This window comes from Pseudomonas sp. DL (assembly GCF_047199225.1).
GTDB classification, from domain to species: domain Bacteria; phylum Pseudomonadota; class Gammaproteobacteria; order Pseudomonadales; family Pseudomonadaceae; genus Pseudomonas; species Pseudomonas aeruginosa.
Window position 1 is genome coordinate 4,207,504 of sequence record NZ_CP178323.1, and the last position, 12,112, is coordinate 4,219,615.

A 12,112-nucleotide genomic window follows, 5' to 3' on the forward strand; every position below is an offset into this window, starting at 1 on the left:
CCCGCACGTCCTTCGCGGTCTCAATGGAGCGCGCTCCGGTTTTCCTCCGTATCGGTCTTCGACAGGGTGTGCAGCGGCGCCGGGCAATCCGTCGTCGCGCAGTCGCGGCGGCGCGCCGGCGTCTCGCCGGAAACGAAGTTCGCCGCCACCAGTTCCAGGTCGGCTTCGTCCAGCACCCCGGCGTAGAAACGCAGGCGTGCCCAGGCCGTGAGGTAGTCGTACTTGGCCTTGGACAGCTCGTTCATCGCGCTGTACAGCGCCTGCTCGGCGTTCAGCAGGTCGAGGTTGACCCGCACCCCGGCGGCGATGCTCTTGCGCGTGGCCATCACCAGCGTCCGCGCCGAATCCACGGTCATCTCGTAGGCGCGGATCTTCGCCGCGCTGCTGCTGCTCTGGTTGTACATCTTGCGCACCTGGTTGAGGGTCTCGCGGACCTTGTCGTCCAGGTCGTAATGGCTCTTCTCCATGCGATGCGTGGCCTGGCGCGTCGCCGCCAGGGTCTCGCCGCCGGAGAACAGCGGAACGCTCAACTGGATGCCGACGCTGTCGGTCTCGTAGCGCTGGTTGTAGGTGTTCTCCGAACCGGACTTGGACTTGCCGGTGCTGGCGTACAGGCCCAGGCGCGGCAGGAAGTCGGCGCGGTTCTGCTCGACCTCGTAGCGGGCCACGTCCACCGCGTGGCGCAGCGAGGCCAGCTCGGGATTCTCGGCCAGCGCCAGGTCGCGCCAGGCGGTGTAGCTGGCGGGGCTCAGCGGGCGCACCTGGAAGCGTTCGCCGAGCGGCGCCAGGTCGGCGATCTCCAGCGGCGCCCCGACCAGCCGCTCCAGCTCGCGCAGGGCGGCATCCTGGCTGTCCCGCGCCTCGATTTCCTGGGCCTGGGCCAGGTTGAAGCGCGCCTGGGTCTCCAGGGTGTCGGTGCGGGTGCCGTTGCCGCGCTCGAACTGGCGCTGGTTGAGCTGGAACTGCTCGCGGTAGGAGCGTTTCTGCGCCCGCGCCAGTTCGATCTGGTCCTGGGCCAGCAGCGCGCCGGTATAGGCTTCCAGGACCCGGACCAGCAGTTCCTGGCTCTGGCTGCGGAAGCGCTCGTCGGACAGCAGCGCCTGGGCCACGCCCTTGCGGTAGCGGCTGAAGGCCTCGTAGTCGAACAACGGCTGTTGCAGGCTGAGGGTGGAGACGTAGCTGTCGTAGTCGCGGTCTTCCTTGAAATCGCCGCGGGTGGTGGCCTGGGTCACATCGGACCAACTGCGCCCACGGTTGTAGCTGTACACCAGGCGCGGCAGCAGCGCCGCGCGGCCGAGCGCACGGTATTGCCTGCCGGCCTCGTGCTCCTGGATCGCGGCCTGGAACTGCGGGTCGTTCTCCAGGGCCAGGTGATAGCCGTCCAGCAGGCCGAGGGCGAAGGCGTCCTCGCGCAGCAGCAACAGGAAGGCGCCGAACAGCCAGGTCATCAGGCGGCGCATGGTCATCGGTCAGTTCTCCGCCAGCGCCACGTGGGCGCGGTCGAACAGGGGCTTGAACAGGTAATTGAGCAGCGAGCGCTCGCCGGTGCGGACGAACACCTGCACCGCCATCCCCGGGCGGATCTGCAGGCCCTTCAGCTTGCCCATCGCGGCCGCGTCGACCTGGGCGCGCAGCGCGTAGTAGGGCTGCTTGTTCTGCTCGTCGAGCAGGCGGTCGGCGCTGACCATGGTCACCTCGCCGGTGACCCGCGGGGTCTTGCTCTGGTTGAAGGCGGTGAACAGCATCTCCACCGGCAGCCCGCTGTGGATCCGGTCGACCAGGTTCACCGCAAGCTGGCCCTCCACTTCCAGGCTGTCGCTGTTGGGCACGATGTACATCAGCAATTCGCCGGGGCCGATCACCCCGCCATCGGTGAACACCTTCAAGCCGGCCACGTAGCCGCTGACCGGCGCGCGGATCTCGGCGTGGCGCAGTTCGTAGCGCGCCGAGGACAGCTCCTCCCAGAGCGTCCGCGCATTGACCTGGGTTTCCGCCAGTTGCCCGTTGACTTCCTTGCGGTACTCCTCCTCGCGTTGGGCGATGCGCATCTGCGCCTCGGCGATGCTCTGGCGGATCTGCCCGAAGCGACCGCTGCTCTCCGATAGCCGGGCGTTCACCTCGGCCAGTTGGCGCTCCTGTTCGAGCAACTGGTTGCGCGGCATGTAGCCTTCCTCGGCGAGGTCGCGCGCACCGCTCAACTGGCTGTTCAACAGGCGTTGTTGCAGGCGCTGGTTGCCCTCGGTCTGGCGCAACCCTTCGAGCTGGGCGCGCAGCCCCTCGATGTTCGCCCGCAATGCGGAGAGTTCGTTGGCCAGCGCGGTCTGGCGGCTGTGCAGCAACTGCCGCTGCAACTCCAGGCGCTCGCCGAGGGTCGGCAGCGGGGCCTGCTCGGCCAGCCCCGCGGGCATCTCCAGGGTCCGCCGGCCGTCGTATTCGGCCTGCAGGCGCGCCTGGTTGAGCCGCGCGTTGGCGTACCGGTTGAGCAGCGAATCGACGTTGGCCCGGGCCTGGGTCGGTTCCATGCGGACCAGCGGCTCGCCCGCCTCCACATGCTGGCCGTCGCGCACCAGGATGTGCTTGACCACCCCGCCCAGCGGATGCTGCACCGACTTGCGCTGGCCGGAGATGATCACCGTGGCCGGCACCGCCACGCCCTGGTCGAGCGGCGCGAAGGCGGCCCAGAGCAGCGCGCCGCCGAAGCCGAACAGGACCAGCAGCCAGCCCAGTCGCGCATAGGCGTTCTCGTCGCGTTTCACCGTGCGGGTCATTCCACACCTCCCTGGCGCGGCGCGGCCACCACCTGCGGCGCGCCGTAGCCGGCCACCCGGTAGTCCGCGCGCTGCTGCGACGCCGACGCGGCGCGCTGGTTGTTCAAGGCGGCGAGCACCTGGTCGCGCTCGCCGTACAAGTGCAACTGGCCGGCGTTCAGCGCCAGCAGGCGGTCGGCGCAACCCAGCACGCCGGCCCGGTGGGTGATCAGCAGCACCGTGCAGCCACGCGCCTTGAGCGCCTGGATCGCCGCCAGCAGCGCCTGCTCGCCGCTGTCGTCGAGGTTCGAGTTGGGTTCGTCGAGCACCACCAGGGTCGGCGCACCGTACAGCGCCCGGGCCAGGGCGATGCGCTGGCGCTGGCCGCCGGAAAGCCCGGCGCCGCCGACGCCGAGCACGGTGTCGTAGCCCTGCGGCAGGCGCAGGACCAGTTCATGGACCCCGGCCAGGCGCGCCGCCTCCACCACCTTGTCGGCCTGCACCTCGCCGAAGCGGGCGATGTTTTCCGCCACCGTGCCGGCGAACAGTTCGATGTCCTGCGGCAGGTAGCCGATGCGCGGGCCGAGGGTCTCGCGCTCGTACTGGCGGATCTCGGCGCCGTCCAGGCGCACGCTGCCGTGCAGGGTCGGCCAGATGCCCAGCACAACCCGCGCCAGGCTCGACTTGCCGGAGCCGGACGGACCGATCACGCCGACCACCGAGCCGGCCGGGATCGCCAGGGTCAGACCACGCAGGGTGCGCGCCTCGCTGCCGGGCGGCGCCGCGTCCAGCGATTCCAGCAGCAGGTGGCCACGCGGCTCGGGCAATTCCATGCGCCGCTCGCGGGCGGGGAATTCGTCGAGCAGGCCGCTCAGCCGGCGATAGGCATCGCGCGCTGCGCCCCACTGCTTCCACACGCCGATCAGTTGGTCGATGGGCCCCAGCGCACGGCCCATCAGGATCGAGCCGGCGATCATCATCCCCGGGGTGATGCGTCCCTCCACCGCCAGCCAGGCGCCGAGGCCGAGCACCAGGGATTGCAGGGCGATGCGCAGGTATTTGCTCAGCGCGTTGATCCGCGCCGCGCGCTCGCTGGCCAGGCTCTGCTGGTCGAGGAACGCCTGGTGCAGCCGTTCCCAGCGCCCGCGCATGCTGCCGAGCATGCCCATCGCCTCGATCACCTCGGCGTTGCGCAGGTTGTTGCTGGCCAGTTGGCCGGACTTGATCGACAACTCGCCGGCCTTGGCCAGCGGCGCACGGGTGGCGCGTTCGTTGAACCAGGCGAGGGCCATCAGGGCCAGCGCGCCGACCAGCGAGAGCAGGCCGAGCCAGGGGTCGAAGAGGAAGATCACCAGCAGGTAGACCGGGAACCAGGGTGCGTCGAAGAAGGCGAACAGCGCCTGGCCGGTGATGAACTGGCGCAGGGTGGTCAGGTCGTGCAGCGCCTGGCTGGCCTCCTGGCCGCCGGCGCGCAGGTTGCGTTCGAAGGCGGCGGCGTAGATCCGCCCGTGCAACTGGCCGTCGAAGCGTTCGCTGACCCGCACCAGGACGAAGCTGCGCAGCGCCTCCAGCGCGCCCATGAAGACGAACACGCCAAGCGCCATCAGGGTCAGCATCAACAGGGTGACTTCGTTGGCCGAGGACAGCACGCGGTCGTACACCTGCAGCATGTACAGCGAGGGCACCAGCATCAGCAGGTTGATCACCCCGGAGAACGCCGCCACGCTGCGCAATGCGCCGCGGCTGGCCGCCAGGGCCTGTTTGATTTCGTTGGTAACGCTGGAACCGAGCCTTGCCATCGAGCGCGCTCACTTCTGCCACGACTGCCGCTGGAATCCCGAATGAGCCCGGATGGCACCTCCCTGTGCCGGGCGTTCCCTCGCCGTCAGGCGGCCAGGGCCTGATGCTCCGGCGCCGGGTCGGCGCCGATCAGCTGGATTGTCGGCGGCGCCGCTTCGCCGCCGTGGCCGAGCAGCGCCGCAAGCACCTTGCCGGCCCCGTCCAGTGCGCTGTGCGCGGTATCCCCGGCGATACCGGCGACGATCGACAGGTCATTGTCGAGGTCATGCACCAGCTCGATCTGGCCCTTCGGCCCGACCCCGGCGACATCGACACCGGCAATCGTTTGCGCATACAGCTTGCTGTCGAAGTGCAGGTCCAGCGTCGGCAGCGAGACACCGATGTCCTTGACCACCGGCACGTAGCCGAGGATGCCGCCGACGATGGGCAGGTCCTTGAGGGTCACCTCGTTCCAGCTCAGCAGCTTGACCTCGTTGTAGCTACCCAGCTCCAGGGTGCCGCCGAGATTGGCCACGCCGAGGTTGTAGCTGGGTCCGGCGATACCGTAGAACTTGGCGCTGAAGCCTTCCTTGTCGACCGAGCCGACCACTCCCAGGCCGCCGAGGTTGAGCGGCGCCAGCACCGGCACCAGCGGCGCGGTGATCGGATTCAGCGCCAGGGCTGCGGTGACCAGCGGAGTCAGCGGCGTCTCGCCGCCGAAGGTCAGGCCTTGCTCGGTGAGGGAGACGTTGATCGGCAGCGGGCCGAGGATGCCGCGGCTATCGGGAATCACGCCCTGGTCGTGATTGCCGCCGAGCAGCGAGCCGATCACATTGACCCCGAGCAGGCCGTCGCTATTGCCGAGGCTTAGCGAGCCACCCTGGTAGGCGGCGTGGTAGAGATCGTTGGCGGCCTTCAGGCTGTCGCTGCCGAATTCCCAGGCATGGCCGACGGTGGCACCGACGCCCTGCCCCAGGTCACCGACCAGCTTCAGGTAATCCTCCGGCTCGACGCGCCCGTGCAACAAGTCGTCGGCGATCGCCAGCGAGTTGCCGGCCAGCCCGCCCAGCGTGCCGACCGCGGAGCCTACGGTGTCGAGGGCGTCGCCGGCGATCTCGCCGAGCGTGCCGGCCACCGCGCCGACCGTACCCTCCAGCGCCTGCTCCACGCTGGCAACGGCGTCATGCACCGATGTCAGCGCTTCGTGCACCTGCTGCTCCACGGCGTCGACGGTGGAGCCCACCAATGTCCTGGCCACGTCCGCCACCGCCGTGACGGCGGTGGCGGCCACCTGCGTCGCACGCTCGTAGACCTGGCCGAACAGGTTCGCGGCTGCATTGAATAATCCCATCTTCTGTTCCTCGATTGAGTTGTCTCGGTTATCGCGTTTCCGGCGCAGGTCGCTGTTTACCGACCGAACCGGTCACGCGGTTAAGCGCAGTCAGTGAGTTCCGCGAGAAAACGGAACGCGGGTACCTGAAAGTTCATCAGGCCTGGCGACAACTTGTTTTTATTGGAAGACAGGAGCCCCCGAGGGCGAAACCCATTTAATCCCGAGCAGCCCGCAACAGAGCGCTCTCCACCGCTTCGCCTGTTAAGTAGGACTAACATGGGAAAGGCAAATTTGTACCACCACTTAAATCAGTTCAATACTTTGGTTGGGCATACCGACCTGTCAGTTCTGCCAGGTGGATTTCCAAGCCCCTGATTCCTAAACGGATTATTGACGCTTTTAATTAATATCGAATGACGGACGGTCGCCCCGGCACGAACTCTGACGAAAATCAGAAATGAAGAAAGGGTTATATCCTTATGCACCAAAGTGCCAAGCCGCCCTCGCGGCGTGCCCAACTAGCGTGCAACTTCGGCAGCGCCCTCTTCGAAGAAGCGAATGACACTTTTGCGTGGCTCATAAGGAATACTCTTATTGCGTGAAGCGCATCACAAAATATTGAATCGAACAGTCCAGGCGGATTGTTTTCTCCTGGTAAACGATGATTAACGGCGCGCTCCCAACGCCGGGTTATTTCCATGAATCGCTTCAGCCAACGCCTTGCCTGCCGATAGCCTCTGCCGTCACCCATTCCCGCCCTTGCTCCCCGCCTTGCCTGCCCCTATCCTGCGCCCGTCACGGCCAAATCCGTGACCGGGTTTGACAGCCCGAAGAGACGGCGCGATGCGCCGAGCGGTGCATGCGAAAGCAGCGAATGCTTTTGCAGGCATCGGCTCGACCGCAGTTTTCCAACTGCGGGCCTTCATGGCGGATCGCGTGGGGAGACCCTCGTGGTCTGCCGGTTCCGTTTCCCGGTCTGTCAACCCTGCGCGATCCTGCCTCCATCGATTGACAGCGAAGGCGGCAGGTCATGTGACTCTCAGAAACGGAGTACCCAGCATGACGAAGGATGAAAAGGAAAAGACCCACGTCGACGCAATCATCGAACGCTACAAGGACCTGATGGTCGAGATTCCCCCCGCCGACCGGCAACCCGGTCTCTCCCTGCTCTGGCCGGTTCCCGCCCAGCCCGCCATCGACAAGGGCGTCCGCCAGGCCGAGAACTGGCTTGCCGACCAGATCGAAGGCCAGCTCTGGACCGCCTTCGCCTTCGGCCGCGACAGCCTGCCCACACCGATGCAGAAGACCGCCTTCGAAGTGGCCTTCCTGACGCGCCTGCAGCAGCGCCTGGTAGCCGCTCGACGTTCCGGTTGACCCGACCATGGCGAATGACGCCGGTGGCGTCGTTCGCCCTATGGGACTGCTCTATCCATGCCGCTGCGCGAGCGTACTTCTACGGTTCATCCCCACGCATGTGGGGAACACCACACGAAAACCATAACCCGCCATAGAGTGGGCTTTCTCATGCCCGGAGAACTTGCATGACTACATACGCCACCGGTAACCCGCTTGGCTCCAAAGACCCGCCTGATCTGTACGATAACGCCGAGAACTTCGACGCGGCGATGAACGACCGAGTAAACACCACGTGGAGTGATCGTTTCGGCGTTATGCGCCCAACGATGAAAGGATATGCGGAACAGTTCTAAGACTGGCTGGATGCTCAAGGATTCGAACCAGGCTTTCCTTGAATATGTCGACGGCTCTCCGCTGATTGTTGATCGCCCGACTCAACTGATTCAGCGTGACGGGAACCTGTATAGCGTTCAACTGCCAGCAGATTTCCCGGTCAGCCTGAGCGGGAACTGGGCTACCGACGAGCCGCTACTTGTGAACCAGGTTGATCGCGCGCTACGCGCTGAGCTGGTCAATGAGACCGACCTGGCGCTTGGCGCGGCGGTTGTCGGCCGGTCCGCAGTTGTAGTTGAGTCACTTGCCGATCTCGTCGGATCGCCTCGGAAAACGACTCATACGTACCATGTTCGTGAGCATCGCCCAGGCATTACAACCGGTGGCGGCGTATTCGTCTGGGACCCGTTGATGCCTCGATCAATGCACAATGGCGGAACGGTAATCAGTCCGACGGTCCCTGCATACACCGCCCAGCCTGGCCTAGCAGACTATCTCGCCGGCGTCGGCGAGACGGAGCCGTCGGCGAGCGGTGCATTCGTTCGCCGGATCGAGAACAACGCTGTGCGGCTGGAGTACTTCGGCTGGGTCGAAGGTGAGCTTGGTACGGCACCGCTCGCGATGCTGCTCCGCGAAACTCGGTCAAACGAGGGCGATGGCGCCAACATTGGTGCAGTCGCCGTGCTGCCGCCGGGGACGATTCGCACAGCGCCATTCGTGATCGGTTCGAACCAGATTATAGGGGCGACCAGTCGGACGGTAGTTCTTCAAGAGCCAGGAACAGTAATCGGTGACAACGCCCCGTTCATCGCTATTGCCAGCCAGACAAACGTCTATATCCGCGGAAACGGAATGCAGATCAATGGTCAGAAGAACGAGGCAACTAGCGGAGAGGGACGCTATGGTCTGTTTCTCTATGGTTCAAAAAATGTACTTGTTCAGGATTTATCGATAAACGCATTTTCTGGTGATGGCGCTGCATTAACTGGTAATGTAGGGCTTCCCTGTGAAGATATAAATTTAGAGCGTGTTCTCTGCAACTATAACGGCCGGAATGGCGTTTCAATTGTTAACGCCAAGCGTGCAACTCTGACTAAGTGCCGGTCGACAAATACGAATACAAATGGAATGGGAGCCTCTGCAAACGGCCCGTGGGCTGGATTTGATATAGAGCCTAACGAAGGTTCCGGTTACTATTTTGAAGATATCAATATGTACGGGTGCTCGGCTCAGGGCAATGCGGGTTTTGGCTTGCAGTTCACAATACCAAACACGGACTCTGCAATCTCGGTTCGAGTCTACGGGTTCCAGTCCTATCGTAATGGTTCAGCCACACAGTATGGTGCAAAAGGGGGTGGAATCGGGTTCGTATATGGTGGGGGCAAGACTCCATCGTTAAATATGTATGGGGAAATTGTTATTCATAATCCACATATTGAGCAGCCATTTGGGTCGGCCATTCGATTCGGAAATTGGAGCGCAAAGAATGCCGCTGTTATTGTTAATAACGCTTCGGCCAGAAATCTTAATTTTGCTGGAGCTACTGGCAATATAAATCGGTGCGGTGTTTGGCTGGATTCCACTGACAGTCTGGAGGTTGTCGAATCCAAGGGGAATTTCGATATAAACGGGTTCACTGTATTTAACGATAATTTGCAGATGGTGCGCCCTGTGTGGTGTCTAGGGGCTACAAATGCTCCAGTCATTGCGAATATCCGAAACGTGCGCGTGAATCGCCATGGTTATCCATCTGTCGAGCGGATGCGCGTGAAAGTTGTTGGCGGTATCACATGGGACACTCCGCCAGTTGTCACGCTATCGACGGCCCCAGGTACAGACGCTTTCGAATATGCCGGACAACATATTGAAGCAGCTGTTGCCGGTGCGTTTCCCCTGCCCGAGGCCGCCCTCACTATCGGCACGACGTACATGATCCGCAACGCCTCTAGCGGAAATGTGGCCGTCACGCCGGCAGCTGGCGCGATCACAGCGAGTACCTACGGCACGTACACGAACAACGGCACGACGCTGACGCTCACGCCTGGGCAGTATGCGGAATTGAAGAGCAACGGTTCCAGTTGGCTGCTCAAGTGAGATCGGGCCGGGGCTTCTGCCTCGGCCTGACAGTTCTGGCCGGTTAAGGCATAATCCGCCGTTTGTCCTTGGATGGCGGCGGAGACGCTTCAATGTCAGCAATGAAGTACATGCCTGGTGTCGACGGCCTGAGGGCTGTCGCGGTGATGAGCGTTCTGCTCTTTCATGCGGGATTTAGCTCTCTGGCGGGAGGCTATGTCGGAGTAGATGTGTTTTTCGTCATCAGTGGATTTCTGATTACGAGACTCATCTATTCAGAAGTGTCGTCAAGTGGGTGTTTCGACTATCATAGATTCTACTCCCGTCGGGTGCGCAGGCTCTTTCCCGCTCTTTTTGTGGTAGTTTTCTGTAGTTTCTTTGTATCTCTGTTTTTATTCAGTTCTGAACATCTTAAGCGATTTGGGGGGGAGGTTGTTTACTCGCTATTTTCCCTTTCAAACTTCTATTTTTGGAGTGAAAGCGGTTACTTCAATACATCCTCAGGCTTTAAGCCGCTTTTACATACGTGGTCTCTTAGTGTAGAAGAGCAGTTTTACATGTTTTGGCCTGTTGTCCTTGTTTTTTTTGGAAAGAGATTTGGTGCGAAAGGAATAGTATCGTTTCTTGTTGTCGGCGGTGTGTTGAGCCTTCTCGCAAATTTTTCCTTCATAGATGGTTATAGCTCGGCCGTAGCTTGGGCTGGGCCAACAGTTGCCAAGTGGTTTGCAGATGGCGCCTCTACAGTTTTCTATCTGACACCATTTCGAGTGTTTGAATTCGCGATAGGCGCGATCCTTGTTTTTATTCCTCAGATTAAGTCGAATGCATTTCATAATGTTGCCTTTGCTGCTGGACTGGCATTGGTTGTCTATTCGATCTTTAAGTTTGATTCTTTAACTCCGTTTCCAACCTATAACGCACTACTTCCATGCATTGGTGCGGCTCTTATAGTGTTTTCCTCAAGTTCGCCCGTTTCGAGATATACGCTTTCTACGAAGCCGTTTGTTTTCTTGGGCATGATAAGCTATTCGGTCTATCTTGTTCATTGGCCGATAATTGTTTTCTATAAGTATTATTTCTCCGGGGAAGCGTCTGTTTATGAAAAATTCGTAATAGTATTTCTCTCGCTTGTTCTTGGATATGCACTGTATAAAACGGTTGAAACTCCACTTCGTCGACCTAACGAGAAGTCACTTACTAGTAATGGCTTCAATCTGACATGCTTGATGCTTGCCTGCCTTCTCGTAGTTCCTGCCTCGACGGCATGGGGAAGTTCTGGTTGGGTATGGCGCGTAGCAGAACCGCCTGAAGGGATAAAGCGTCAGTTGGCAGACTCGAAGCAATTTCATGTAGACCAATACGGTGGAAATGGATATCCCGAGCGTTATGGATGGATAGTTGGCGGTGCTGATGGACTGGCAGATATCGTCGTTATGGGAGATAGTCACGCACGACAGTATGCCTATGGATTCGATCATGCTATTGGAAAGCCAAATAAACTCAGCATTTATATTAGTACGGTTAGTTGTATAATGCTTCCCGGCGTCACGCGACTTACTCCCGGAACAGATTGGGACTCAACTTGCCCTGCCGCTTTAGATCAGGCGATTTCAGTTCTTAAAAAGAATCCGAATTCTGTTCTGGTTATTTCTGAGTTCTGGCATGAGCAGATAAAATATGCCGCGCGATTGGGTGAGAAGAAGCCAATTGATCAGGACTCAGCCTATCAGTTTTTGAATGGAAAAATTCTGGAGTTAAAGTCTCTTATTGGGAGCCACGAACTGGTTGTAATAGGGAATGTTCCTGGCGCTGGCTCGCCAGATATTGCTGGTTGCTATAGCAGGCCGTCCATCGGACGAGGAGATTGTTTGAAACGTATTGGAATTCCATACTCTGACGTTCCTTCAGCTAAGCTGAATAGGTCGCTTTCTCTGCTATCTGAAGAGAGTGGGGTTTATTTTGTTGATCCTCAGCGTTCACTTTGTGATGGGGGGTTCTGTAAATCCGTTAATAAAGAGAGAATTCTATATAGTGATAGTCACCACCTTTCAAAGGCTGGCTCAGAGTACGTGATTTATGCGAATAAGGACCTGTTCCTGCGCCTGGTAACTAAGCCCAGGTCAGTATCAACAAATAATTAGGGAAAAGGCTACCAATAAGCCGCGCTATGCGCGGCTTTTTTTGTCCGGAGAAAACATGCCCATCACTGAGCAGCAGTTGCTGCATGTCCTCCCGAACGCCGGCCCTCGAGCCGGCGTTTTTGTTGGTGCGCTGAACCGCGGGATGACGCGCGGTTCATCCCCACACCCGTGGGGAACACCCTTACCGTATCCCATTGTTTTAAAAAAAGAAAAACAACAGCAAAATTCTACCGGGCCAAGCGGCCCTCGCGCCGCTCCTGGAAATGAGGGCCGTACTCATCCCACAGCCTAATCCGGCAGCTCCCTCGGGACCATTCGAAACCTACCCGCATCGGGATCCCGCGGTCCCC

At 60.5% G+C, this 12,112-nt stretch carries 8 protein-coding genes and 1 pseudogene; 5 read left to right on the forward strand and 4 right to left on the reverse strand.

From position 1 onward, the window contains the following. Nucleotides 1-20: 20 nt before the first annotated feature. The 4 genes from aprF to aprX all read right to left on the reverse strand — a co-directional run bounded on the left by aprF (nt 21) and on the right by aprX (nt 5,877). Complete coding sequence (aprF, locus tag ACI766_RS19510) at nt 21-1,466, reverse strand: alkaline protease secretion protein AprF (RefSeq protein ID WP_058133092.1); 1,446 nt, start codon at nt 1,464-1,466, stop codon at nt 21-23. Between the two features lie 3 nt (nt 1,467-1,469). Next, nucleotides 1,470-2,768: an alkaline protease secretion protein AprE gene (aprE, locus tag ACI766_RS19515; RefSeq protein ID WP_115282316.1), complete on the reverse strand. Its 1,299-nt coding sequence runs from the start codon at nt 2,766-2,768 to the stop codon at nt 1,470-1,472. Continuing rightward, nucleotides 2,765-4,546, reverse strand: a complete 1,782-nt coding sequence (aprD, locus tag ACI766_RS19520; protein ID WP_003082539.1) for an alkaline protease secretion ATP-binding protein AprD — start codon at nt 4,544-4,546, stop codon at nt 2,765-2,767. The genes aprE and aprD overlap by 4 nt, the downstream gene beginning before the upstream one ends. A gap of 86 nt (nt 4,547-4,632) precedes the next feature. Continuing rightward, nucleotides 4,633-5,877, reverse strand: a complete 1,245-nt coding sequence (gene aprX / locus ACI766_RS19525) for a type I secretion system-dependent protein AprX (protein WP_003122213.1) — start codon at nt 5,875-5,877, stop codon at nt 4,633-4,635. Nucleotides 5,878-6,918: 1,041 nt separating this feature from the next. On the opposite strand from aprX, the gene ACI766_RS19530 reads away from it, so the two are divergent. The 5 genes and pseudogenes from ACI766_RS19530 to ACI766_RS19550 form a co-directional block, all read left to right on the forward strand. Next, nucleotides 6,919-7,233 carry a LasR-specific antiactivator QslA gene (locus tag ACI766_RS19530; RefSeq protein ID WP_003086723.1) on the forward strand — a complete coding sequence of 105 codons (315 nt, stop codon included), beginning with the start codon at nt 6,919-6,921 and terminating at the stop codon, nt 7,231-7,233. 167 nt (nt 7,234-7,400) lie between these two features. Beyond that, the gene (locus ACI766_RS19535; protein WP_003449350.1) at nt 7,401-7,568 is read left to right on the forward strand and encodes a hypothetical protein; all 168 of its coding nucleotides are present in this window, start codon (nt 7,401-7,403) and stop codon (nt 7,566-7,568) included. Nucleotides 7,569-7,578: 10 nt separating this feature from the next. Further along, a complete protein-coding gene (locus tag ACI766_RS19540; RefSeq protein ID WP_023086479.1) occupies nt 7,579-9,642 on the forward strand; it encodes a right-handed parallel beta-helix repeat-containing protein in 2,064 nt (687 codons plus the stop codon). A 92-nt stretch (nt 9,643-9,734) separates the two neighbouring features. Next, on the forward strand, nt 9,735-11,762 hold the full coding sequence (locus ACI766_RS19545; RefSeq protein WP_014603156.1) for an acyltransferase family protein: 2,028 nt from the start codon (nt 9,735-9,737) through the stop codon (nt 11,760-11,762). Nucleotides 11,763-11,817: 55 nt separating this feature from the next. Continuing rightward, nucleotides 11,818-11,913: pseudogene (locus ACI766_RS19550) on the forward strand (glycoside hydrolase family 19 protein); the annotation flags it as partial. Nucleotides 11,914-12,112 lie beyond the last annotated feature (199 nt).

Bases quoted from the DNA above. Each gene is read 5' to 3' on its own strand.
- ACI766_RS19545 (WP_014603156.1), top strand. From the start codon at position 9,735: ATGTCAGCAATGAAGTACATGCCTGGTGTCGACGGCCTGAGGGCTGTC.
- aprE (WP_115282316.1), bottom strand. From the start codon at position 2,768: ATGACCCGCACGGTGAAACGCGACGAGAACGCCTATGCGCGACTGGGC.
- aprF (WP_058133092.1), bottom strand. From the start codon at position 1,466: ATGACCATGCGCCGCCTGATGACCTGGCTGTTCGGCGCCTTCCTGTTG.
- aprX (WP_003122213.1), bottom strand. From the start codon at position 5,877: ATGGGATTATTCAATGCAGCCGCGAACCTGTTCGGCCAGGTCTACGAG.
- ACI766_RS19530 (WP_003086723.1), top strand. From the start codon at position 6,919: ATGACGAAGGATGAAAAGGAAAAGACCCACGTCGACGCAATCATCGAA.
- aprD (WP_003082539.1), bottom strand. From the start codon at position 4,546: ATGGCAAGGCTCGGTTCCAGCGTTACCAACGAAATCAAACAGGCCCTG.
- ACI766_RS19535 (WP_003449350.1), top strand. From the start codon at position 7,401: ATGACTACATACGCCACCGGTAACCCGCTTGGCTCCAAAGACCCGCCT.
- ACI766_RS19540 (WP_023086479.1), top strand. From the start codon at position 7,579: ATGCTCAAGGATTCGAACCAGGCTTTCCTTGAATATGTCGACGGCTCT.